This window comes from Legionella israelensis (assembly GCF_004571175.1).
Taxonomy (GTDB): domain Bacteria; phylum Pseudomonadota; class Gammaproteobacteria; order Legionellales; family Legionellaceae; genus Legionella_D; species Legionella_D israelensis.
Window position 1 is genome coordinate 1,556,021 of the sequence record NZ_CP038273.1, and the last position, 24,697, is coordinate 1,580,717.

The following is a 24,697-nucleotide window of genomic DNA, read 5'->3' on the forward strand; positions in this document are numbered from 1 at the left end:
CTATCGAAGGAGATTAGCGATGACGGATTACAATATTACAGTTGGAAAGGAATTGCTTCCAGAACTTTTATCAAGCCAGGATGGGCTCGCAAAGCTTGTTGAAGGTGTATTGAATCAGGTATTGGAGGCACAGGTGTCAGAAAGTCTGGGAGCAGACAAGCATGAACGTTCAGGTGAACGTATAGGCTATCGTAACGGTTACCGTCCAAGACAACTATACACTCGTGTGGGACCAGTCACTCTTCAAGTGCCGCAGACACGTGATGGCTCTTTTTCTACCGATATTTTTAAGCGCTATCAACGCAGTGAGCAGGCTTTTGTATTGGCTCTGATGGAAATGGTTGTTAATGGCGTATCAACCAGAAAAGTTAATAACATTACTGAAGAACTTTGCGGTGCTAGTTTTTCAAAGTCAACCGTCAGTCAACTGTGTTCTGGTCTTGATGCAAGAGTCAGAGCCTTCAACGAGCGTCGGTTTGATGGTGACAACTACCCATTTATCATGGTTGATGCGATGTTTATCAAGTGTCGTGATGGTGACAGAGTCGTGTCTCGAGCAGCCTTGACCATCTCGGGTATCAGAAGTGATGGCTACCGTGAAATACTGGGCCTTCGCATTGGTGACACTGAGAGCTATGCTACATGGGATGAAGCGTTTAAATGGCTAAAATCTCGTGGGCTAAAAGGCGTGATGTATGTTGTGTCAGACCAGCATGCAGGGCTTGTGGAAGCGGCTAGAAAGCACTTTCAAGGTGCAACCTGGCAACGATGCCAAGTTCACTTGATGCGCAACATCCTCGGGCACTGCTCTGTCAGACACCGCAAAGATGTTGCTGAAAAGGCAAAGCTTGTTTTTCAGGCACCTGATATGGAAGAAGCCAGGCGTAGACGCGATGATTTTATTGATGCCTTTGAGAAAAAAGCACCAAAATCAGTTACCTGCCTTGAGGAGGCTTTTGACGATGCCATGGTAGTTATGGCGTTGCCGGAGAAATACAGGAAGCGACTTCGCACCACCAACATGCAAGAGCGAATTAACGAGGAAATCAGGCGCCGAGAACGAGTGATAAGGATATTTCCTAATGATGATTCTGCATGGCGGCTGATTGGCGCTTTATTAGCTGAACAAAACGAGCAGTGGCAATCAAGGCGTTATCTTAATATGGACGAATTTAATGACTGGCTGGCTGAGAATGAAGCCGGAAAGTCTAATGTTGTAGGGATGAATGCTTTGACTAAATAACGTACTAACTTGATAGGCTGAATTAATGGGAATTTACAGCACTTTTTGGACTTGACCGGTTTTATAATTGAGCAAACCCAATTTAAAAAATACATCTTCTTTTTTTTCATTAAGTTGCATTAACAAAACACGGGATAACTCGTCTGATAACGCAGCTTGAAAATTAGCTGCTGCTGTCATTGTTTCTGGATCATGCGGTTGTGCACCCCAATTATTGATGATTTCCTTGTAATCAAAATAATTTTCAATAAGATCATCTTGAGAAAAATAATCTTGTGCAGCAACAATCTCTTTGAATGAGTCGGCTAAAGCAGCCATGCGCGCTTCATAGTCCTCCTGGTTAAGATCTATATTATGAGTTACTTCATCCGAAGCCATTGAATAAATAGGCATCGCTATTTCTTTTAAAACTTTATTCGGATTGCTTTGGATATTTTTAATTAACTTGTTTGACATCATTTTTCCTTTAATTCTCCTGTTTCTAATCAGTGTATAATTTGAAGATTATTTAAGAATTAAAGAGATGGCGTTATAACCGACACTTCCGTCAGATACGATAGAAAAATCAGCATGGGTGAGTAATGAGTTTATTGGGACTGACACGCCCCTATCAGGTTTTTTTCTTAAATCGGTTAAAAAGAACGTATAATATTTGCATTTTATTTTTACATTTTAGTTTTTTTCGAATTTCTTCAAATGTACGTTCAACCGTTCGTCTTGACAGCTCAAGAATTTCGGCTGTCTCTTTCGTGTTAAAACCGTAGTACAGAAGGTATATCATATCCTTTTCTCGACTACTGAAAAGATAACGTTGCAGATCGAAAGGAAGCGAACCAAAATCAAAAGAATCATTTGAAACAGTAATATTGCTCACATTAATGCCATTTTTCTGTGCAACACTCATTAAGGTTTGATGATGGATTTTTTGTATGTCTTGAGTCAGCTCAGAAGGTAAAAGGATACAATTTGATTCGCTGAATAAAGAAAACAGCTTCTCATGAATTTTTTGCGCTATTTTTAGCATCCATTCTTGATGGTTTATGATGTAATTGACCATATTTAAAGATTTCTTTTTAGAGGCAAGTGTAATGACTTCTGTATACTCGGTCTGGTAGTTGATGATATTCACAAATGAATAATATTCATGAGCCTTTGCCAGCTGATAAATATTTTTGTTTAAATTTGGATCGGCTTCCACAACACTAGTGTAAAATTGATACTCAATTGAGTTTGAATTACTTATTGGAATTTCTAAATATAATTTTTTTTCTAAAAAATCTTTAAAAAAATGCTGGTCAGATTCTACCTGAAAATAATGGCCACTCGTGTTAAAACAATAATATCCCCAATGTTCAATTGGCGTATTCTTAAAAAAATCTTTAAATGCATCATAAAGAGCATTCGAATGCATTAGCATATGATTAAAATTATTCACAAAACTCATTTTCCATTTTTGTTCAATTTTTTATACAATTATTATAGCAATTTGTAAGTGCTAACAGTTAACAACCCGCCTTGAGTCAACGGCAGCGGTCCTATGACATTTATTGCAGAAGTATAAGGCAGTTAAAATGAATCACCATCCGATTAACAATACCAATGGATGCCGATTTTAATCATTGATGACAGCCTCTATATTGATGCTCAAATCGAATGCCATTTAAGAGAATTTTGATGATAAAGTCTATACGTTTATTTTTATACATGGTAAGCCTGCTTTTTTTGTTTGGAGGACATTGTAATACCTACGCTGCCACACCGCGTAATGATTCACTGTTTGCATTGAAGAAAAAGCTGGCTGAGCTTGAATCTCAATCAGGAGGAAGAATAGGTCTTTATGCCATCAACACCGCAGATAACTCGCATATTCAATACCGTGCGAATGAACGCTTTCCCACAGGATGCACTTCAAAAGTTATGGGGGTTGCAGCCGTTCTTCAAAAAAGTATGAGTGAGCCTCTGCTATTACAAAAAAAGCTTTTTTATAAACAGGAAGAGTTAACCAACTGGAACCCTGTTACAGAAAAGCACCTCAGTGATGGCATGACCGTTGAAGCGCTATGTGCCGCTGCAATCAGCTACAGTGACAATACTGCAATGAATTTACTGGTAAAGCAGTTAGGCGGAGTGCAGGTGATGAATATTTTTGCTCGCTCCATCGGTGATACTGTCTTTCGTCAAGATCACGGATGGCCACAAGAGGCTATGTCAGGTGGTTTGGATAATGTGAATGACAGCTCCACGCCAAAAGCGATGGCAAAGAGTTTACAGCGCCTGGCGCTGGGACATATTTTAGCTGAATCTCAGCGTCAACTGCTTATATCTTGGCTGCAGCAAAATACCACGGGTGAAGCGAGAATCAGAGCAGGTGTACCCAAAGGCTGGATAGTGGGTGACAAAACGGGAACAGGCATGTATTACGGTACAACGAATGATATTGCCATCATCTGGCCGCCTAAAAGCGCACCTATTGTGCTGGTAGTTTATTTCACGAATGACCATCAAAAAACAGCGGAAAAACAGGAAAGCGTTATTGCTCAAGCAACGAAGCTTGTAATCAATGCTTTTGCTGCAGCCTATGCGGCTTAAGGATAAATCATGCAAAGAAAGACCAAACATATAACCCTTCTTTACCTCTTTTCTTTTGAGGTCAAATGAACACAACAAAGTTAAAAGAAACCATTTGCTCTGTGCACGGCCAAAAAGGTTTGTCATGGTGGAATAATTTACCTCATTTGCTTGAAAATCTGGCACATAGACATAAATTAACATTACAGTCACCTTTCAGCGATCTGAGTTTTAATTACGTTCTCCCCGTTTTAGGCCCTAATCAGGAAGAATGGGTATTGAAGCTTTGTGTACCACACAATGAATTTGTTCATGAGATCCACGCCCTAAAGCATTATAACGGTGTCGGTTGCGTCTCTTTAATTAGTGCTGTTCCTGAAGAAGGCTGGATGATTATCGAACGTGCGATACCTGGTAGTCGCTTGCTTGAACTCAGGGATGAACAGCAAAGTATTCCAATAGCCGTTTCTCTCATGCGGCAATTATGGCGTCCCCTGAACAATCCAGAGCATTTTATTTCCTTAAAACAATGGTTGAGGGGGCTTAAGCAATTAGAGAGCCATGCCTTGTTAAAAAAGCTTGTCGCTAAAAAATTGCGAGAATTTATAACTTCACAAACGCAAGAGCTTTTAACCAGCCAGGGTGAAGCCGTGCTTCTGCATGCGGATTTACACCATTACAATATCTTGCGACACCATGATCAATGGCTTGCGATTGACCCTAAAGGAGTTGTGGGCGAAAGAGAATTTGAAATCGGTGCTTTCTTAAGAAATCCATTATGCGTGGTAGAAGGTCCTCTTGAGACCAAAGCCATTGCGCGAAACCTTGATTTAATTATCGAGTTAACGGGTTTTGACCGGCAAAGAGTATTGAGCTGGTGCATCATTCAAGCCATTTTATGCGTCTGCTGGTATTGTGAGGATAATATGTCTGACAAGGCTCATCAGCTATCAGCTTATGCCGAACGCTTGTATTCATTGTTTGAACCATAGAGGAAACCGACACGTTCTTCCATTAATGAGGTCATTTTTAAGGGATTAAGGTATGAATAAATTAAATGCTGAAAAGCTAAGGCATTATTTGGAAAACGCCATTTTCCTGTATTTCTCCATGAAATATTGAGCAAGCCGGGTTTCAATATAAAACCAGATAAGTGCGGAGAATATCATCTGTGGCAGCGGAAGTTCTGGGAGCATCGGATACGCCTGAGGGGGAGGCTGGGACTCTGACAAAAAAGAGCATTTGCTGTATACATGTAACTCGATTATTGAATAATGTTTGAGCATGTAAACCTAATCAATAAGCTGATGCTGGTCAACCTCAAAAGGAGGATTACAAGAGATGAAAAGCCTCATGTTACCTTCCCAATGCCGGCTAGCCATTTTTGTTTAAAAGAACCAGTTAATTGACGAGAATAAAGTGTATTTGTATCTAATAAATTAAAACTTGCAGAGTTAAAACTACGATTATAAAATCCTTCAAGTGCCACAGAATATCGATAAAAAAAAGAATATTTGTAACCTAAATAAACTTCACCAGCACCACCCGTACCACTTAAAACCGATATGTCCTGATCGATAAATAATAAAGGAGAATTAAAATCCCGACGATTAAATTTATAATAGGCTGTATCCTTTGTAGCTGAGGCGCCAAGATAAATGCCTGACTGTGGAAATGAATTTAAGGATGTGGCATCCCCACTATAGATTGATGTGGATATAAAGCAAAATATCAAAGAAGGAAAAAATTTTTAGCCGAGTAATATTTTTAGACAACATCTAATATATCTCCTTATATACGGATGTTCAAAAGTTACAAAACCGTATCACTACATTTCATCTATCTTTCTTCTTACTGAAAAACAGACATAAAAATTTACATTATCTTGTGGTGATTATATTAAAATATATTTGAAATCAGTAGATTAATTTCTTTTCATTTTTGAATGTCAACAGAAAACTGATCCGACACTTACAGAGCTTTTTGTAGAAAAAAAGGTTTTTGCGGCTTTATTCATGACAATAACCAACTTTTAAAGACAACATGACGACCTCTTGAAATTCACATTAACTGTCTGATTTCTTATAGTTTTTGGTACCCTTTGTTGTTTATCGTGATCTAGGTCAGGTGTAGCAGGTTCAATTGGCTCTACTGTGAAAATCTGAATCTTCTACACATCTTATCTATCGCTAAGAAACATGATCAAATCACCTCTTTTTGAGGTGAGGTATGGATTTAAGCGGACAACCATAAAAAACAACAAAGACCACGAGCCAGCCTCTTCAAATAGGGCTTGGATTTTATTCGCGATAAATTCAGCGCCTTTTGTTGCAAAATCAATGAGTCTAGAAAAATTATCAGACAACTTGTTCCCCAAAATATACAAGTAGAAGTTGACTCATGAAGTTTTGTCCCGCACAGAGCTCCGCGCACAGGGCGATTTCATCAAAGTTCAAAAATTCATCATTGAGAATGAGCTAAATTGTAGGGATATGTTTTATTAATCTGGCAAATTAAAATAAAAAATGTTAAAAATCAGGCGCCTACGTTGGTCGACGTAGATTATAAAAATCTTAAGAAGGAGCCTGATTGTGTTAGAAAGTACGCGTAAATTTGGAAAAAATCAATATTTGTTTCATTGTTTTCTGTCCATCCGCGATCCACGAGTTGGAGGTCGTTGCACGTATTCACTTTTAACGATACTGATTATTGTTTTATGCGGATTAATATGTGGCTGTGACAGTTGGAAAGCCATGGAGATTTTTGCCAGGTCGCGCAAGCGCTGGTTAAGCCAATTTATTGATGTCAGTGAAGGTCTTCCGAGCCACCACACATTGGCGCGGGTATTTTCTCTGATTGACCCTTTAGAATTTGAGCGTTGTTTAAGTTCGTGGATAGAAGAAATCAGTCAATTTTTTATGGATGAGCTGATTGCGATTGATGGTAAGACGAGTCGCGGCTCCTCTTATCAAAGGGGCAATAAGAAGGCGACCCATCTGGTGAATGCTTACTCCCCACGCTTATCCGCGACCCTTGGCAGCACGGTTACACCTGACAAGTCTAATGAAATAAAGGGGATACCTATACTATTAAAGGCGCTCAGTATCAAAGATAAGGTGATAACGATTGATGCAATGGGAACGCAAAAGGGAATTGCCAATTTAATACGTCTCAAACAAGCTCATTATGTGCTTGCTTTAAAAAAGAATCATAAACGCATGCACCGAAAGGTGGATAACCTCTTTCAAAAAGCGGATTCCTTAAATTACAAGGCCATGGTTTTCCAACAAAAAGACACCAATAATTATGACCACAGCCGTTTTGAAGAAAGAACATACACCGTATTACCAGCCATGTACCTTCCTTCCTACGGTCAACAATGGAAAGATTTAAGCGCCTATATCCGTGTGCAATCCACGCGGCATCTACCCACAGGCGACATTGAAACCGCTACACGTTACTACATGACATCCCTGCCTTATAAAAAACACAACTTAATGCGTCAGGCAATTCGCGACCATTGGAAAATAGAAAATGGCTTGCACTACAAGTTAGATGTCGGGATGAATGAAGACCAATGTCCGATATATCGTGGATGCGCTGATATAAATTTAAGCATTATGCGTAAAATAGTCCTTAAATTATTAACCCAGGATACTTCAAACCAAGATGGCATCGCTTTAAAACGAATGAAAGCTGCCCTTTCTACTCAATATTTGAAAAAAATGATTGGATTTTGAACTTTGATGAAATCGCCCTGCTCCGCGCAGACTGCTTGTTATTTGTTAATAAAGACTTAATGTTGGGCAGCTATTATATATAAAACGAATATGATTCTTTGAGTCCCCTCAAGGTTTGAGAGAGAGAAATGTCCAAAGAGATAACTGACTTAGGCGTAAAAGAAAGTATCCAAAAAAGTATTGTCTTACTGAAAGATAAGAAACCGCCTGCTTACAATGATTCTGTTTTAAAAATAGGCAGCGAGGATAATCCTCGTTATTATTACATTAATCATGCGGATCTAAAAGGAAAGGGATCTTTCGGGGCAGTCTATGCCGCTGAAAAAATTGTTTTAGAATCAAACGAAATAAGGTTTGGTGATAAAGAATATGTGATTAAACTCATGTCTCCTGCTAAAACAGAGAGAGAGGAATTGGATAACGAATATCGTGTACAGAAAAAATATATTGAGACAGAAAAACCCAGTGACATGTTAGTCAATGGTCATTATTTTTTAATAATGGAAAATATGGGCACAGATTTTTTGGAATTTAAAAAAAGTAAACTCAGTTCCCTTAATCTGGAACAGCGCCTAAATTTAGTTGTAAGTTTTTTGCATACCTTTAATTTATGGGCTCACTATACACCATCTACAAAGGAAGCCGTCCAGAATTTTGACATTAAATTGGAAAATATTGTCATAAAAGAAGTTAGTAAAGACAGGTGGGAAGCAACTCCAATTGACTATGGTTTGGCAGATGCCATTACTCAAGCTGATGTAGAAAGAAAAAGAACATCAATAACGGCTAAAGGATCACCACGTTATGTGGCTCCGGAAGTATTAAATGAAAAAGGTGGTATCCGATCAGATATTTTTTCCATGGTCCCATTTATAGCGGTTGTATTAGGTGTTGAGAATCCCTTTGAAGAGTTGGATAAGAAGTATCCTAATCCATATCATCTTATATATGATAGAAAGGATGGAAAAACTCCTCCGTTTTCACTTTCTAACTTATTAGAAGAATTGGTCCCTGAGGAATTTCCTGAACGTGAGAGATTGATCGAAACGGTAAAACAATTTCTTAACAAAATGCAAAAATTTAAATATAAAGAACGTCCAACCGCGGATGATGTATTACGATTCTTTAATGATTTTCACATTTTGGTTCTCCATTATAAGAACAAAGATGAAATTGTAAATGAGGACTTTTCTGAAGAATTTAATAAACGATTAGATCGAATGGACTCATTGGTAAATAAAAACAAATCCAATACCAAGATAGCGATTCAAGATTATCTAATAGAAACAAAAAAAAGACATTTTTTTCCAAAGAACTTGGCAGAAGACGTGCCATGGTTTATTCCGTAGCGATAGAAAGTTCGCAATCATCTTTAGAGGTCAGTATATTAATTTATGCCTTATTGAATGAGAGTGGAGGTAAGGATTTAAAAAAAACCGTTGCAAAGCAGCTAGGATATGCTAAAGCCAGTGATGCTGCAAAGGCATTACATAAGGATATTCTTAAAAAAACAAGTCCAGAAACATTTTCAAATGACATAATGCCAGAAGTGAAAAAACTTGCTCGTTATGCGGATAATAGTAAACAAGACTTTTCAAAAAATACCATCGAGGGCTTGATGATTTCAATTCGTGAATCTTATAAAATTTCAAAAGAGAATGGGGCAGACTTAAGGGTTCTATAAGCTCCATCCCTTCAGATTTATTTATCCGCCATCATTATCTTTTAGGTAAAGAACTAAAAACGATGATGCTGTTGCAAAAAGTTAAAGGGATTTGGATGTTTCTATATCGGGCAGTAGACAAGGAAGGCAGTAAAAATCTAACATACAGGCCATCAACTTAATTGTAGTAGTTCAAACTTGATCTGACAGTTGCCGGTTTTCTAGAAGTGTCTGTCAGGTCAAATTCAGTTTATAAATTTTTCCATCCAGATTTGTTGGCCATCTGTCAAAGTTTGCATGGGAGTTCGTCCGCAGCACATTTTGCCCTGATGGGTGCGCTCATTATTATAATAATGAAGCCATTCGTCCAGATCTTTTTGCAATTCTTCAGTCGTATCGTAGATTTTCTTGCGAAATGTGACTTGATAAAACTCCTGCAAAATAGTCTTATGGAAGCGTTCACAAATACCATTGGTTTGTGGCGATTGCGCCTTGGTTTTAGTGTGCTCGATATTGTTTATCGCCAAATAAAGCTGGTAATCATGTTGTTCGACCTTCCCGCAATATTCTGTACCGCGATCGGTTAAAATACGCAACATAGGTAATTGATGTTGTTCGAAGAAAGGCAATACTTTGTCATTAAGAATGTCAGCCGATGTAATCGGTGTTTTTGTGGTGTACAGCTTGGCAAAAGCTACTTTGCTATAGGTATCCACAAAAGTTTGTTGATAAATCCTGCCAACGCCCTTTAATGTTCCAACATAAAAAGTATCTTGAGAGCCAAGGTAACCAGGATGAACTGTTTCAATCTCTCCACAAGCCTCATCATCGTTCTTTTTCTTCTCTAAAGCTGCTATTTGGGCTTCTGTAAGAAGAATACCTTCCGATGCTACCTTTGCTTCCAGTGCTTTTAATCGGTCTTTAAAATTGGCTAAATTATGTCTTAGCCAGACACTGCGTACACCGCTGCCAGAAACAAATACCCCTTTCTTTCGTAGTTCATTACTCGTACGTTGCTGGCCATGGGCAGGGTATTCTACGGCATATTCCTTGACCGCTAGCTCAATAGATTCTTCAACTCGATTCTTATGATTAGGTTTCCTGCGAGTTTGATCAAATAATGCCTCAATTCCACCAGATTCTACCGCTGACTTGTAACGATAAAAGGTATCACGGGATAATCCCATCACTTTACAGGCTTTTGATACATTACCAAGTTCTTCTGCTAAATTTAACAGTCCAACTTTATGTTTAATGATTTTAACGTTATTATCTATCATGAGAGTTTTCCTCTTGGTTTGATTAAAAGTTTGCACTTCTATCAAAACCGGAAACTCTCACCTTTTCAAGTGGTTATGTCAGATTAAGTCAAAACTAATTCAACTTAATTAAAATGAATGGTCAGATGCACCTATTATATAAAAATTTACCGGCTCTACCCTAAAAAACTGTCACATCTTCATCATCTCCGTTGCAATCCTAAGCCCCTCCAGTCTTTCTCTTAGCCGAAACCAACCTTTCCAAATAATAGCCCAGGATGCTTTGCCAGTTCTTTTAGAATCTGTCCATCCACCAAGTTTTGCTATTGCTTGATAAGCCCATGCGGCGGTCGGAGTGTTTTTGGGTAATGATGTTTTTTCAACACTACTCCACAATACCTTCCATTCAGTTTCAGATAATAATTCTTCACAAAGAATACTGTCATCAATATTTAGAGTAACTGGGTATTCAAAATGCTCTTTTAATTGCAGTAAACGAATGGCTACAAAGGAGAGAATAACAATCATCTTTTCTAAATTCTCAATTGATTGCATGCGTTGCTCTTCAACTCCCACGCCTGTTTTCCACGCCTTGTGGAAAAACGTCGGATTATTACAATTTTATTCTCGAACTTGGAAATGAACGCTGGAAAGCTAATGTTTACAACGCGAAAGCCCTTTGATGTCTTCCTAAACTTACCACATCGTCCTAATTGGCTCCCCGGGACGGGCTCGAACCGCCGACCTAATGATTAACAGTTATAATATTGCGACTTTTAATAATTTTTATCAACTTTTAAATTTCCTAAATAACCCTTTATTTACAAGGTGTTACGCTACTTTTGTGGTATAAACTCTTTTATTGTGTTTTAATTATTTCTTCGACACATATTCGACACATGTTCGACACAAACGAATGGAAAGCAAAATGAAGATTACAAAATCAGCAGTGGACAAATTACCAATACCCGTTTCAAAGACTCCGGGAAGAACGGCACAAAAACGGTATTATGATGATGCCATGAAAGGCTTTGGTGTCAGAGTGACTTCGGGAGGTACAAAAGCCTTTTTTGTTGAAAAGCTGATAAAGAATAAACTTTCCCGCATTACCTTAGGTCGTTACCCTGAACTCACCGTTGAAATGGCAAGGAAAGAAGCGCAAAAGTTATTGGGGCAGATTGCTACAGGACTTGACCCGGTTGCCGAAAAGCGTGCTGAAAAAATACGTGAAATGACCTTAAACGATGTCTTTAATGACTATATCCAAGTCCGTAAATCGTTAAAGCACAACACGTTATACAATTACAAAAAATTGTTAGGCACTGCTTTCTCGAACTGGGGTAATAAACCATTTCTGGCCATCACCAAAGATAAGGTTGCGAGGCATCATAAAAAATTAGGCAATGAACGAGGAGAAGCTTATGCCAATATAGCCATGCGACTTTTGCGTGCTCTTTTTAATTTTGCAGACGGCCAATATGAAGATTCACAAGGGCGATCATTGATTAGTGAAAACCCTGTGAAGCGCCTATCACAAACCCGTGCCTGGTATCGGGTTGAGCGTCGCCAAACTTATATTAAATCCCATGAATTAGCACCTTGGTATCTTGGCGTACAACAATTACAAAATGAGGTGTTACGAGATTACCTAATGTTAATCATACTAACGGGCTTGCGTCGTCAGGAAGCTGCGACTTTACGCTGGGATCAAGTGGATTTAAAAGCTAAAACACTCACCATACTGGATACCAAAAATCGTGCCCCCCATACACTGCCACTATCGAACTACCTGTATGAATTGCTTTTAGCACGCAGCAAAAACAAAATTAATGAGTATGTGTTCCCCGGGAAAGGAGCTGCTGGTCATATTATCGAGCCTCGTAAGCAAATGGCACAGGTGACCAAGGTTTCAGGTATTCACTTCACCATTCATGATTTAAGGCGCACCTTCATTACCATTGCCGAAAGTTTAGATGTTTCAGCCTATGCATTGAAACGCTTAATGAACCATAAAATGAATGGGGATATCACCGCGGGCTATATTGTGACCGATGTGGAACGTCTAAGAAAACCAATGCAGCAGATTACTGATTATTTCTTAAAGTGTATGGGGGTTAAACCCTCGGCAACCCTGTTAGAAATCCAACCCAAACAGGGCGTAGTATATGAAAAAAATTAAATCAAAATCATAGATATTTTTTTGATCCGGTAAGATTGAGTCATGAAGTGGACGTCATTCGCGCCTTAAAAGCTCTCATCCCTTTGAAGATTGGATCTGCAATCCTTTCTGGGAAGTGGTTTGGTAACTCTGTTGAGACCTCATCAATAGCAGATTCGATACGGTCAATCACTTGTTCAAAAATCTGAGCTGCTTTAATTTTAGAATATTGAACGTATTTTGCCGTTTCAATAAAGTGTCTTTTTTGAATACCGTCAATCTTATAATGACTATTTTTACCATATAACGCCATTGCCATTTTCAATTTCTTAAACTGTAACTGTTTTTGTTCGACTAAAGGGTAGGCTGAAATGATGTCGTATAATGGGGTTAGCTGGTAACCGCCTTGCGCTTGTATGCTTATACTGAAATTTTTGGCATGCGCATCAATAGCACCAAGGCACCAGTAAACAACCTGTGCCCTGAAAAATTCATCTCTGTCTTTTTGAGGCTGCTGTGAGCCATTAAGTAGCTGCATAATTTCTTTAATACCCGGCCCACCATCAGACTGATATTTTAAATTTGGTGAGTATCCCAATGATTGGCAAAGATCTTCCTGCGGCAATCTGAGAATATACCGATTATCTCGACTCCATTTTCTATCAAATCTTTCGACAACCAATACTTTTACATCTTCGAATTGTAAGATTTTAGATTTCGCAACATCTAAACCAAATTTGCTCGCCAGTAGTAAACAGAGATGTTCATTTTCACAACTCTCACTTAAATCAATCCCTTGATGAGATAAATACCCAATAGGTAGTTTGAATATATGAGTTGTTGGTGTAGGTCCAAATGGTTTATGCCATTTGTTTTGATAATATAGAAAAGCGGTTTTTTCCTGAGCGCCTGCTATCGATATTCTAAATTCATCATCTTCTTTATCCATTCCCAGTGGCGAGATCTGATAGGAACGTAAAGTATGAGCTATCTCGGCCTCACTAACAATTTTACACTCAATTTTTTTTTCTTGTCTCTCGGGAATTTCTTCAACGATTTGTATTGCACCAACACAATCACTACCAATTAAAGCTAATAAATCAAACGGTCGTGATGAACTTGCCTGAAAACGAGCTTGAATTCTGGCTCTTATCTGCGGATTATCAGGGAGTAAGTTATCAAAAAAGTTATAAACAACTTCACCTGAGAACTTTTGCGTTATTAATGGTAGCGATAAAGAAACCGGCCGTGAATACGGCTTGGAAAGCCAGTCAGCAACGTAGGAAAAACTCAAACCTCCTGCATTATCCTGGGTAAGCTCCCCAACGAGCTCATGGTTCATCAATATGTATAATTTACGCATTACCATTCTATCTCTTCATGAGCAGCTTGCTCTTTTTCAACAAGACTCATATTTAAATTAAGGGCAGACAATATTCTAAATAAAGTATCAATTCGGCTATTATCAGGGCTATTTTCAAACTTTGATATGGTATCCTGTTTTAAACCGACTAAATCGGCAACTTCAGATTGACTCATTTTGAGTTGCTTACGCTTGTCATTCAAATACAATGCTAAATCTTTTGCTGAGCTGATGATCATCGACTTCCTCTTTTTACCCTCAATCGCCAATAATATTAATTATACCCGCAAATGAGGGTAAATTCAATATTACCCGCATTTACGGGTAATAAGTTATTGCTGTGTCAAACTTAAATTCTTATTTGATTTCTTAATAATCGTTAAATTTGATTTAATACTTGTTGCAATCATTATAAAAATGAGCGGGACATTTGGGACAAACGGGACACCGCATCAACACTGGTTTAGATGCGTCCCAGTAAGCCTTTTTCGCTTGGGACAAATGGGACATTGCCTGCAGGCTAAAAATTATTTTAGTAACAATTAATGACAATTAGTATCAATTAGTTCACGTTGCCAAAAAGCCCTTGACCTTCTTTTAACTTTTACATAATACTTTCTTGTAGTTGTTAAGTTTACGGAGGTATCGATACTAAGAAAAATAATAGGAGTATGAAATATCACAGACTTATCCCGTCAAAGATCCGACCGGACAGTCAACTGATATTCATTAGGCAGGGACGCCAGAGGTCGGCAGTTATGCTGAATGAATAATCAATTGATGAGGTTCCAAAATGACTAATAAAAAATCACGTTTGCATCTCTTAAATGAATTTGAATCTGCACCGGATTCGGCTTTGTTTAATCAACTCACCCTGGCCGCTGTTTTAAATTGCTCTACCCAATTGCTTGAGCGCAATCGCTGGGCAGGCATGGGGGTTCCTTATCTTAAAATCGGTCGTAAGGTTTTATATCGCAAAAGCGATGTGCTTGATTTTCTCCAACAGCAAAAAATCTATCGTTCCACCAGTGATGAAGGGCAATGCCTATCAATGGTGAGTGAATAAATCTGATTGAAGTATGAACCGTTCAGGGAAGGAGTATATTTCTATCAAAGATCTTGCGCCTTCATTGAACTCTGTTTGGAGAAAATTTATGACACAGGGTCAAATTATAAATATAAAATCAATAAAGCACCGTTTCCCTATTGTTTGTGAGTATGCTGGTGGTCGGTTTAGGTTAACCGAAGAAGGCGTCACATTTCTTGGCAATGATAAAGACGGCAATCCATTAGCACCTCGCTGGATCTGCTCACCATTGTATGTGGTTGCAAAGACCAGAGATGCTAAAAGTGGGGAATAGGGTCGTTTGCTTGAATGGCAGGATGATGATGGCGTCATCCACCAGTGGGCAATGCCTTTGGCGTTATTGCAAGGTGATTCCTCAGAAATAAGACGGGAACTGGCACGACTTGGCTTAACAATTTCGCCTAATAAAATGGCTCGTGATCTTCTGGCGACTTATCTGCAAGTCTTTCCTGTGGAATCACGGGCAAGATGTGTTGATAAATTAGGTTGGCATGACAATCTATTTGTTACCCCTTCACAAGTTATTGGCAATGCATCAGAAAAAATTGTATTTCAAAACAGCCATGCGATTGAGTCCGCTATGTCTGTATCAGGAACACTGGAAGATTGGCAGCAGTCTATTGGCAAATTAGCATCAGGTAACACTCGGCTGGTATTTGCAATTTCAGCAGCACTAGCCCCGGCATTGGCAAAATTTAGCAAAGAAGATTCCGGTGGTTTTCATTTTCGTGGCATGTCTTCCTGCGGAAAGAGCACTGCATTAATGGTTGCTGCATCGGTCTGGGGCAATCCTAAATCTTATTGTCGTTTATGGCGCAGTACGGCCAATGGCCTTGAAGGGTTGGCAGCCCTGCATAACGATGGGCTTTTAATTTTGGATGAATTGAGTCAGATGGATCCCAAAGAGGCTGGTGAGGCCGCTTATTTGTTAGCCAATGGTCAGGGCAAAACAAGAGCATCCCGTCATGGCACAGCCAAAGCATCATCACAATGGTCATTATTCTTTTTATCGGCTGGGGAAGAGTCTTTAATGTCGCTGATGGCTAGAGCTGGACAAAGAACCAATGCCGGACAAGAAATCAGGCTGGCGGACATTGAAGCAGATGCAGGCATGGGTATGGGTATCTTTGAGCATCTGAATGAACAGTTAAGTCCAGCCAGCATGGCCTTGTCTTTAAAACAGTATACCAATCAATACCATGGCGCCGTGGGTGTTGAGTGGTTAAAGCAAGTTGTTGCCAACCAACCATCGATAACCAGAGACATTGGCGATTCGATACAAGCCTTTGTGGACAAGGTGGTCTGGCCAGACTCCTCCGGCCAAATTATTCGAGTTGCCAGACGTTTCGCCTTAGTTGCCGTCGCAGGCGAGATGGCCAGCCAATATGGTTTAACTGGATGGAAAGAAGGAGAAGCTCTTCATGCGGCTTATGTTTGTTTTCAGGCATGGCTGGACGTTTTTGGTGAAGAAGGTAACCGAGAAGAAAGGGCAATATTGTCGCAAGTGCGTGGTTTTTTTGAAGCGCATGGTCTAAGTCGTTTCGAAAACATCAAGCATACCAATCAAGAACGAATCCCTAACCGGGCAGGCTTTTACATGACCGATAATGAAGGATTCCGCCTATTCATGGTATTAACAGAAGTATTTAAAAATGAATTGTGCAAAGGGTTTGAACCGAAAACAGTCGTTCATGTGTTGTTGAATGCGGGCTGGCTGAAACCGAGTGGTGATGGCCAGCCAACCCATAAACCCAGAGTACCAGGTGTCGGTACACCCAGATTATATGTATTTACTAAAAAAATCTGGGACTGAGACTAAAATTGTCCCAAAAATTTTTCGCCTTGGGACACATTGGGACGCTTACAAGCCAGTAATAGCAAGGTGTCCCGAGTGTCCCATTTGTCCCGGCGATATTTTCAAGCTTTCAAATATTGCCAAAGCGTATTCCTTGATTTAATCCCCATCTCATCTCGAATCATCAGGCAGGTTTTATAATTGCCATATTCCGGTAACAGGCAGGCATACATTTGTTTGGCATATAAATAACGCCAACTTTTCGTGCTCGATAAACGATATTGAGCCAAAGCCGTTCGCCATATTAATCTGAGTTCCTCATAAGGCTTAAGTTTGATGAGGTTGTCATGATGTTTGGTTAACCAATCAAAATATTGTAACGCAGCCTTTTGCTTTTCTGTTCTAAAGGGAATGCAGCGATCACTTGAATTAAAAGCAATATCACGGGTAATCCAGAGCCCATGTTGCTTGACATGAAGATAAGATTTAATCCGAATGGCTTCTTGGAAGGTGAGGCCGAATTCAACTTGGAAGGCCATAATGATTCGGGCATAGGGATTATCCATTGATTGCCACATATCAGGTGAAATGCCCTTATTTCGCCTCTTTTTAGGCTTTGGCCGTGTTAGATCAAGGGATTGATTATCAATCTTATCAATTTGACAATCACTCATCTGCAAAAAACGTCTGATAATAGTCATATAGCGCATGATGGTGACGGGATTAATATGCCGTTTTTTCCAGTACTGCACTAATTTATAAATATGCTCAGGTTTAAGTGCTTGCCATGAGGGAGGCACCTGGCGGATGACAAACAAGTCATCAATCATTTTATGAATGACATAGGCACGGTGTTTCCGGTACTGAAACTTTCCTTGTCTGTCCATTTTGATTTGTCGGTTTGCAAATTGTCTTAAGGATTGTGTACGCATCTTCCCACCCGCAGTAAATTGACGTGGATCGCGAATTATTGAAAAACATTCTACTAATGATGACATTTTTGCTCCTTTATAAATAAAGGAGCTATGAGATCACATAATCAGTTTAATTTAAAGGCACTCGTGATCTTGCCCTGCATATCTAATAGTTACTTGAAATACACAATAAATTAGTATGAAATTAATTTAACACAACTGAAGAGTCAGTGAAACTCTGGCGAAACCTTAAGGTCTTGTGATACACCATTTTTTCCCTAATTTGATGGTGGAACGTATAGTCGGGAAACCCTTCATGGATTTTCTTATGGCTTAAAGCCAATGGAATGCGCTAGGCATATCATCTTTAATAATCAGGCAAATCAACCGATACGTCGGTGAACTTTGTTTTGCATAACCCACTGGGGATAAATAATCCCTGTTGGGGTTAATCCTCTTTATTGAATAAGGAGCTTACCATGCAAAGAACAACAGCAGCACAATTAGAAATCGAGCATTTGTTATTTGAATTAAATTGTTGTGTGAATGATCTTCAAAGCGTTCGCCTGCAAATTTCTGCCGATGAAATTCATCAGGCAGAATTAAGTTTAAATAAACTGGAGTCGCTGATTTCATTTGTAAAAACTTTCTCAAGCAGAAAGATCGCTTGTTAATCCTTTGAAGCAAATCATTATCCGCATAACAGAAAAGTGTCTGCTCTATGCGGCTATTTTTCTGTTATGCGATTTTTAACCCTAATAGGAGAATATTATGACTGCATCATTGAACCGCATCCAACTAATTGGCAATTTGGGTGCTGATCCAAAAAGTATCACCGGCAAAGACGGTCAATCGTTTGTTACCGCCACACTGGCCACCAATGAGTCGTTTAAACAAAACGATGAATGGCAAACCCGGGTGGAATGGCATCAGTTGGTTTTCTTTGGCAAATACACCAAAGTCACTGAATTTTTACATAAAGGCAGCCAAGTCTTCATTGAAGGCAAACTGCGTTCAAACTCATGGACTGATAAAGACGGCAATAACCGTTCTGCAATCAGTATTGTGGTGAGTAATGTTCAGTTACTTGGCCAAAGTAAACCCAGTGATGCCCAGCCTGCCAACAACATCGCTGAAAGCCATATGGCTCAAATGCGTGAGATGTTGCAGGAAACGACAGACGATATACCGTTTTAATCAATCACCCAACATGGGAGCATGCTCCCATGGGGCTTGCTCTTTAAATGAATAAGGAGAAAGTCTAATGGATACCCCTCAAATCTATGTTGCATGCCTTGCATCTTATAATAACGGCACCTTGCATGGTGAGTGGATTAGCGCCACACAATCAGAAAGCGATATTATGGCTGAAATCTACGACATGCTTGCGAACAGCCCAAAAGAAGATGCAGAAGAATTTGCGATCCATGATTTTGAAGGTTTTGGTAATGCTGATATCAGTGAATATACCTCGATTAAAACCATTGCTGATTACGGAAATTTTATTAATGAACATGGTCACGTTGGTGCAGCACTGCTATCTGAGTACGAGGCATCAGAAGCTGAGTCAATGATGGATGACTGTTATCAAGGTAGCTTTGATTCAGAGGTTGATTTTGCCTGGCAATTATTTGATGAATGTTATGCGCATCAGATACCGGAACATTTGAGATATTACTTTGATTGTGAGGCTTTTGCCCGTGATCTGTTTATCAATGACTATTGTTCGGTAGATGTTAATGGCGAGACGCATGTGTTTTCAAGGTATTAAGCCCCCATGTGGGGCTTTTTTTCCAAAAAGCGTTTTTTATAATGGATAATATTTATACGTTTGCCATTTCCTTAAGGTGGCGTTGTGTTCTATCTGCCTTATGCTTTTTAGAGTCTTTTATGTAATCTATAACAACTTTCATACTGATTTCAGTAAATCCTGAAATTTTATGCTCTTTTATAGAAACCTTGAAATAATCCGCATTAAAAATAATATGCTTTGGCTTATTATTCTCTGACTCATGAAAAATACAATTTACCTTATTAATAAAAGCGCATAAGCAATATAAGGCTGTTGGTGCGATTCTAAGAGTAGGTCTCTCAAAGTGTTGTGGATTGGCTTGCTGAAATAATGAGGCGCTATCTTTTGTTTTGTAATCAGGAACACCATAGAAAAAACGAAAATCATCGATATCTTTTATGATATTAATAATCTGAAATCCTGTATTCATCATATCCATGACACAAATACTTTGATGTGATTTATCTGTTAGCTGAGTAACCAATTCATCGGCCATTTTCAAGATCTCAATCGCTTGGTGCCAGTTCACACTACTATTGTCATTAGCACTTAAAAGAGAAGTAGCTTGAGTGAAGTAAGCTTTGATTTGATTTAAGTAAAATAAAGATTGCTGTTTTTTCTTGTCATGAAAGAAAAGCCACCATGTGGTTACTAAAGCAAAAGTTGCTGTTATAGCCGCAATAGCTGTCCAGTCTAAACTAGGCGATTTGGAAACAATTGAAGGGGTTTCAAAATAAAAATCTAACATACAAGCATTCAACTCAATTAATACAATGGCTGGATGCGGCTATTATACAAAAATTAATCATCGTGTGGAATCAAGGAATATCATCTAATTTCAAACAGATCGCTTTGTAACAAGTACCCACTAAAGTACCCATTAAAATGTTTTGTGAAAGGGAGTATCGAGCTGAAAGCCTTATGAAATATGGCTCCCCGGGACGGGCTCGAACCGCCGACCTAATGATTAACAGTCATTTTTTGAGCAGTATCAAGTAAAATCATCTTTTATCAAAAATTCAATATAAACCTTGATACATAAAGGCCTACCCTATATTATCACATCCATGTAATAACATGTCGTACCAAGAGAGAACACATTTAAGTGTACCCCAAGGTGTACCCAGTTTTGATAAAAGGTGGTTATGGGCATTTTCACCGATACCTACATTAAAGGGCTTAAGCCGAAAGCAAACCGTTATGAAGAATATGAAGGCGGTGGCTTTGGTATTCGCATCACCCCCAAAGGGGTGAAAAGTTGGATTTACCGTTACAAGATAGCTGACAAAACTGACAAAATTACCTTGGGGCATTATCCGACCATGAGCTTGGCTAATGCTAGAAATAAGTTTCTTGAGCTTAGCGGCCTGCGTAGAGATCAAAAAAATCCTAAGGAATTAATTAAGCAACAAAAAGTTGAAAAAGAGAGGCAGAAAAGGAATACGGTTAAAAAGCTTGTCGAGAAGTGGTATGTGGACTATGTCGAAAAGGAGATCAAACGTCCTTTAGTAATAAAAAAGCAAATTGATCGTGATATTGTGCCGTTGCTAGGCGACTGCGAGCTTGATGGCATTCAAACCATAGATATCTCTACAGCGTTAAAAACAATTGTGGATCGCGATGCCCCTGTCCATGCTAATAGGGTACTCAGCTCACTGAAACAGCTTTTTAATTATGCTATTAGCCAAGGGCATATGAGCCATAATCCTGCTGCTGTTATTCGCCCTAAAAATATTGGTGGAACAGAACACCCCCGCGAGAGATACCTCTCTATTGAAGAAATTAGAATCCTATGGCTTTTTTTGGATAGCCCGCAAAACCAGATGTCACTTCAAACCAAGAGTGCTATTAAGCTTATTTTGCTCACCGGAGCTAGAACCGCAGAATTAAGGCTGGCACAATGGGGTGAGTTTAATTTTGAACAATCTTTGTGGACAATACCAGCTAGTCACTCTAAAACCAGTATTGTGACTAAAATTCATTTAAGTCCACAAACGAAAGCTATTCTTTACGAGCTTAAGGCTCATAGCACCTCGCCCTTTGTGCTGTCTGGTGCTGATAAACAAACACCGCTTACCGAAAACGCACTCCCAAGAGCAATTAAAAGAATTCAAGAACGAGTTGGCATTCCTGATTGGACAGCGCACGATCTTCGTAGAACATTTGCCACGCAGCTTGGTGAAGCCCTCCATGTTGATCCGGTTGTGATTGAAAAGTGTTTAGGCCACAAAATGCCAAAAATTATGGCGACCTACAATAAAAACGAAATGCTGCCTCAACGGAGAGAAGCATTGAACGCATGGGCGGAACATATTGAAAATTTGCTTCAGGACAATGTTGTTCCGCTCCAAGTAAAAAGAGCATAAAAACATAAGGGGTTTATCATGGATAGTAATCCAACCATTTTAGAGCAATTCAAAATTCGTCGGCTATATGATGAGAAAACGGAAACATGGTTTTTTTCTGTTGTTGATGTGATTCAGGAGTTAATTCAACAGCCTGATTATCAAGCTGCTAGAAACTACTGGAAGGTATTAAAAAACCGTTTGAAAAAAGAAGGCAGTGAAACGGTTACAAATTGTAACCGGTTGAAAATGGTGGCTGAGGACGGGAAGTTACGCCTTACAGATACTGCCACAGCAGAAACACTATTGCGTCTTATTCAGTCAGTCCCTAGTCCCAAAGCTGAGCCTATCAAATTATGGCTCGCAAAAGTGGGTTATGAGCGAATGCAAGAAATGGCTGACCCATCCCGATCACTTGATAGAGCCAGAGAGACCTGGCAAAAGCATGGCTACAGTGAAAAATGGATACAGCAACGTATGATGGGGCAGGAGACCCGCAATAAACTTACTGATTATTGGAAAGATCATGGCATTGATGAGCCAAAAGAGTTTGCCATTTTAACCAATATCATCCATCAAGAATGGTCAGATATTAGCGTCAAAGATCACAAAAAAGCAAAAGGCCTCAAGTCTCAAAATTTGCGTGATCATATGAGTGAGGCTGAGCTTATTTTTACAGCTTTGGCAGAGCTATCTACCCGACAAATTGCTGAAACAACCGATGCTACTGGCATGAAAGAAAACAAGAAGGCCAGTAAACAAGGGGGTGGAATTGCCAAAAAAGCACGTATAGAGTTAGAAGAAAAGACAGGACAAAAGGTTGTTACCTCAGATAATTTTCTTAAGCCGAAAAAAGCGTTATCTAAGGATGATAAAGGTGACAAATAACCGATAAAACACCTGCTTTAATAAAGCAAAAATCGTATAATCACCTAGCCAAGCTATCCCGACGGGGAGAATTAAGGGTTACATCACCCCTTTCGCTTGGCACACCTCAGTGATGATATTACTTTGATGGAGTAATAATGAAAATTATTAATGAATCACATCCGTTATTTCACAAACGAATAATAACTTACCTAGAAAAATATGCCCCAGAGCCAATTAAGAGCTTAAGAATGGATGTATTTGTTAAAAAGGAAAAGATAAGTACCCGTGAATTAGCTTGGTTATTGGCAATCCTGAAACGAAAGTGTCCTTATGATGATATTTCTTGGAATGATCGGAATCTTTGCGAATATGTTGATGCTATTGATAACATTTTTCATGAAAAAATAACTGATGAAATTAAAATGTGTCACAATCTTTTTGAGATTAGTAGCTTACCTATAAATTCAAGGACAGAGGAAATATATAAAAAATTGGGTATAAGTTGGGAAATGACTCATGACTATAAGGGGAAAACAATACCTACTTATTGGGTCGAGCCACTAAGCCACCTAGATGATCCTTTTTCATCCATAAGCCTTCGTTTAATTGAATCAGTTAATGCCGACTTGAGTTATAAGCAAAAGCCAGATCTCTTAAAAGAGCGCGAAAAAAGAGCCAATAATCAATACCGACATAATTTGTCCGAAAAAAATTTATCGACAGAATTAATTCGAAATCAGCGCAATTTTTGCCGCAACAATCCTGTAACGTTAATTATTGAGCAGTTACCAGAAAAAATATGGCTAAAATATATTGCTCATTATTTGGCTGTCTCATCAAGAAAATACATTGACTATGGTGATATAGATTATGATGACCAAAAGCTTGTCAATAATGCTATCAGCATTCACAAGCTTTTATATGAGAAGCTTGGCGCAATATTAGGTATTCAGCTGCGAGAGTGGGCTTTAATGTTGCCTGAACATCGTGAAGTTGCAAGTATGGAAGGCATACTAGACATTGCTGTTATAGCAAGAAAACCTGAGCGTGAAATACCAGATGACTGGAGTGTGGAGGTAACTAAAGATTTGGCAGTAAGGATACTTCGAAATCTACCGGAATTTAGTTGGCTGTTGAATAATGCTGTCCCTATACAAGATGAAAACCCCGTAGCTGAAAATAGACATGAAAATGCGAATGCTTATTCTTCCGAAAAAAGCCCTGATACAAGCACATCAAAAGATGATGAGTCTAGGACACCAGTAAAACAATTATCTAAACCGTCTCAATATGGACATGATTCAACTAGAAGCTTAAAAGAAGCAGTAGAGCTTTTGTTTGAACAAGATCCTGACCATGTATTAATGGCAACTAAAATATACGTATCTCTTGTTAAGAAAAAATCTGACCCAAAGTTTAAAATAAAACACGTTGAAGGCAGTGGAACAAAAGCAGATATAATATTTAACTGTGGTCACAAAACCCATCTTCACGCAGCAAGGCCACATATACATAAAATCATTACATGGCTTTCGAACAAAACCAATAACAGTAATTAAAAGCGATTGATCTTTTATTAATCAATTCTCACAAAAAACGCAGATATCTCTGTGTTCTCATGAATCCATTTTAGCCTAATTTGTCATCAAGTAATCTATACACGATTAAAACGAACCAAAAGGATTAAATCGTGGATAAGAGATTTGATACAAATGAAGCCGCAGCCTATCTAGGCGTAAAGCCTAAAACTCTATGGGAGTGGCGTAATCGCACTCCAATCCCCTTACCTTGCTACCGAATCAGTAAACGCAGATTCATGTACCTGAAATCCGATCTGGATAACTATCTTGCTCAATGTCGGATTGATATTCCCTGTCATTTGGGGGTTAGCAATGACTGA

At 38.9% G+C, this 24,697-nt stretch carries 22 protein-coding genes and 3 pseudogenes; 16 read left to right on the forward strand and 9 right to left on the reverse strand.

Going from position 1 to position 24,697, the window contains the following annotated elements; translation table 11 throughout:
- Positions 1-19 precede the first annotated feature (19 nt).
- The gene (locus tag E4T55_RS06900) at positions 20-1,243 is read left to right on the forward strand and encodes an IS256 family transposase (RefSeq protein ID WP_115325208.1); all 1,224 of its coding nucleotides are present in this window, start codon (positions 20-22) and stop codon (positions 1,241-1,243) included.
- A gap of 33 nt (positions 1,244-1,276) precedes the next feature.
- On the opposite strand, the gene E4T55_RS06905 is transcribed toward E4T55_RS06900, so the two are convergent.
- Together E4T55_RS06905 and E4T55_RS06910 are read right to left on the reverse strand one after the other, a co-directional pair.
- Entirely contained in the window at positions 1,277-1,699 is a 423-nt protein-coding gene (locus tag E4T55_RS06905; protein ID WP_115325386.1) for a hypothetical protein, read from the reverse strand.
- A 154-nt stretch (positions 1,700-1,853) separates the two neighbouring features.
- The gene (locus E4T55_RS06910; RefSeq protein WP_162262326.1) at positions 1,854-2,678 is read right to left on the reverse strand and encodes a helix-turn-helix transcriptional regulator; all 825 of its coding nucleotides are present in this window, start codon (positions 2,676-2,678) and stop codon (positions 1,854-1,856) included.
- A gap of 236 nt (positions 2,679-2,914) precedes the next feature.
- Between E4T55_RS06910 and bla the strand changes: the two genes are divergently transcribed.
- Entirely contained in the window at positions 2,915-3,832 is a 918-nt protein-coding gene (gene bla / locus E4T55_RS06915; RefSeq protein ID WP_082636521.1) for a class A beta-lactamase, read from the forward strand.
- 65 nt (positions 3,833-3,897) lie between these two features.
- A complete protein-coding gene (locus E4T55_RS06920; RefSeq protein WP_058501784.1) occupies positions 3,898-4,803 on the forward strand; it encodes an aminoglycoside phosphotransferase family protein in 906 nt (301 codons plus the stop codon).
- Positions 4,804-5,162: 359 nt separating this feature from the next.
- Here the strand turns inward: E4T55_RS06920 and E4T55_RS06925 are convergent, their stop codons facing one another.
- Positions 5,163-5,546 (reverse strand): hypothetical protein, encoded by a 384-nt coding sequence (locus E4T55_RS06925; protein ID WP_058501785.1) that lies wholly within the window; start codon positions 5,544-5,546, stop codon positions 5,163-5,165.
- A gap of 856 nt (positions 5,547-6,402) precedes the next feature.
- On the opposite strand from E4T55_RS06925, the gene E4T55_RS06930 reads away from it, so the two are divergent.
- The 3 genes from E4T55_RS06930 to E4T55_RS06940 all read left to right on the forward strand — a co-directional run bounded on the left by E4T55_RS06930 (position 6,403) and on the right by E4T55_RS06940 (position 9,235).
- Positions 6,403-7,551 carry an ISAs1 family transposase gene (locus E4T55_RS06930; protein WP_115325389.1) on the forward strand — a complete coding sequence of 383 codons (1,149 nt, stop codon included), beginning with the start codon at positions 6,403-6,405 and terminating at the stop codon, positions 7,549-7,551.
- A gap of 128 nt (positions 7,552-7,679) precedes the next feature.
- A complete protein-coding gene (locus E4T55_RS06935; protein WP_058503005.1) occupies positions 7,680-8,900 on the forward strand; it encodes a protein kinase domain-containing protein in 1,221 nt (406 codons plus the stop codon).
- Positions 8,885-9,235 carry a hypothetical protein gene (locus E4T55_RS06940; RefSeq protein WP_058503006.1) on the forward strand — a complete coding sequence of 117 codons (351 nt, stop codon included), beginning with the start codon at positions 8,885-8,887 and terminating at the stop codon, positions 9,233-9,235. The genes E4T55_RS06935 and E4T55_RS06940 overlap by 16 nt, the downstream gene beginning before the upstream one ends.
- A gap of 157 nt (positions 9,236-9,392) precedes the next feature.
- Here the strand turns inward: E4T55_RS06940 and E4T55_RS06945 are convergent.
- Both E4T55_RS06945 and E4T55_RS06950 read right to left on the reverse strand, forming a co-directional pair.
- Positions 9,393-10,494, reverse strand: a pseudogene (locus tag E4T55_RS06945) (IS481 family transposase).
- A gap of 171 nt (positions 10,495-10,665) precedes the next feature.
- Positions 10,666-11,073: pseudogene (locus E4T55_RS06950) on the reverse strand (IS4 family transposase); the annotation flags it as partial.
- A gap of 328 nt (positions 11,074-11,401) precedes the next feature.
- Here E4T55_RS06950 and E4T55_RS06955 point away from each other — a divergent pair.
- Positions 11,402-12,652 (forward strand): tyrosine-type recombinase/integrase, encoded by a 1,251-nt coding sequence (locus E4T55_RS06955; RefSeq protein WP_058503009.1) that lies wholly within the window; start codon positions 11,402-11,404, stop codon positions 12,650-12,652.
- A 40-nt stretch (positions 12,653-12,692) separates the two neighbouring features.
- Here E4T55_RS06955 and E4T55_RS06960 read toward each other — a convergent pair whose 3' ends face one another.
- Both E4T55_RS06960 and E4T55_RS06965 read right to left on the reverse strand, forming a co-directional pair.
- A complete protein-coding gene (locus tag E4T55_RS06960) occupies positions 12,693-14,000 on the reverse strand; it encodes a type II toxin-antitoxin system HipA family toxin (protein ID WP_058503010.1) in 1,308 nt (435 codons plus the stop codon).
- Positions 13,994-14,233 carry a helix-turn-helix domain-containing protein gene (locus E4T55_RS06965; RefSeq protein WP_058503011.1) on the reverse strand — a complete coding sequence of 80 codons (240 nt, stop codon included), beginning with the start codon at positions 14,231-14,233 and terminating at the stop codon, positions 13,994-13,996. The genes E4T55_RS06960 and E4T55_RS06965 overlap by 7 nt, the downstream gene beginning before the upstream one ends.
- Before the next feature lie 554 nt (positions 14,234-14,787).
- On the opposite strand from E4T55_RS06965, the gene E4T55_RS06970 reads away from it, so the two are divergent.
- Both E4T55_RS06970 and E4T55_RS06975 read left to right on the forward strand, forming a co-directional pair.
- Positions 14,788-15,060, forward strand: coding sequence for a helix-turn-helix domain-containing protein (locus tag E4T55_RS06970; RefSeq protein ID WP_058503012.1), 273 nt, complete (start codon positions 14,788-14,790; stop codon positions 15,058-15,060).
- 88 nt (positions 15,061-15,148) lie between these two features.
- A pseudogene (locus E4T55_RS06975) lies at positions 15,149-16,894 on the forward strand (DUF927 domain-containing protein).
- 104 nt (positions 16,895-16,998) lie between these two features.
- Here E4T55_RS06975 and E4T55_RS06980 read toward each other — a convergent pair.
- Entirely contained in the window at positions 16,999-17,808 is an 810-nt protein-coding gene (locus E4T55_RS06980; protein ID WP_058503086.1) for an integrase, read from the reverse strand.
- Between the two features lie 461 nt (positions 17,809-18,269).
- Here E4T55_RS06980 and E4T55_RS06985 point away from each other — a divergent pair, with 461 nt between their 5' ends.
- The 3 genes from E4T55_RS06985 (at position 18,270) to E4T55_RS06995 (ending at position 19,561) form a co-directional block, all read left to right on the forward strand.
- A complete protein-coding gene (locus E4T55_RS06985) occupies positions 18,270-18,464 on the forward strand; it encodes a hypothetical protein (protein WP_058503013.1) in 195 nt (64 codons plus the stop codon).
- A 97-nt stretch (positions 18,465-18,561) separates the two neighbouring features.
- Entirely contained in the window at positions 18,562-18,987 is a 426-nt protein-coding gene (locus E4T55_RS06990; RefSeq protein WP_058503014.1) for a single-stranded DNA-binding protein, read from the forward strand.
- A 67-nt stretch (positions 18,988-19,054) separates the two neighbouring features.
- Positions 19,055-19,561 carry an antirestriction protein ArdA gene (locus E4T55_RS06995; protein ID WP_058503015.1) on the forward strand — a complete coding sequence of 169 codons (507 nt, stop codon included), beginning with the start codon at positions 19,055-19,057 and terminating at the stop codon, positions 19,559-19,561.
- Positions 19,562-19,613: 52 nt separating this feature from the next.
- Here E4T55_RS06995 and E4T55_RS07000 read toward each other — a convergent pair whose 3' ends face one another.
- The gene (locus E4T55_RS07000; RefSeq protein ID WP_058503016.1) at positions 19,614-20,330 is read right to left on the reverse strand and encodes a hypothetical protein; all 717 of its coding nucleotides are present in this window, start codon (positions 20,328-20,330) and stop codon (positions 19,614-19,616) included.
- 397 nt (positions 20,331-20,727) lie between these two features.
- On the opposite strand from E4T55_RS07000, the gene E4T55_RS07005 reads away from it, so the two are divergent.
- From E4T55_RS07005 to E4T55_RS07020, 4 genes are all read left to right on the forward strand, one after another.
- Positions 20,728-21,948: a tyrosine-type recombinase/integrase gene (locus E4T55_RS07005; protein ID WP_058503017.1), complete on the forward strand. Its 1,221-nt coding sequence runs from the start codon at positions 20,728-20,730 to the stop codon at positions 21,946-21,948.
- Positions 21,949-21,966: 18 nt separating this feature from the next.
- On the forward strand, positions 21,967-22,815 hold the full coding sequence (locus E4T55_RS07010; RefSeq protein ID WP_058503018.1) for a BRO family protein: 849 nt from the start codon (positions 21,967-21,969) through the stop codon (positions 22,813-22,815).
- Positions 22,816-22,952: 137 nt separating this feature from the next.
- A complete protein-coding gene (locus tag E4T55_RS07015) occupies positions 22,953-24,356 on the forward strand; it encodes a hypothetical protein (protein WP_058503019.1) in 1,404 nt (467 codons plus the stop codon).
- Positions 24,357-24,487: 131 nt separating this feature from the next.
- A complete protein-coding gene (locus E4T55_RS07020) occupies positions 24,488-24,697 on the forward strand; it encodes a helix-turn-helix transcriptional regulator (protein ID WP_202967207.1) in 210 nt (69 codons plus the stop codon).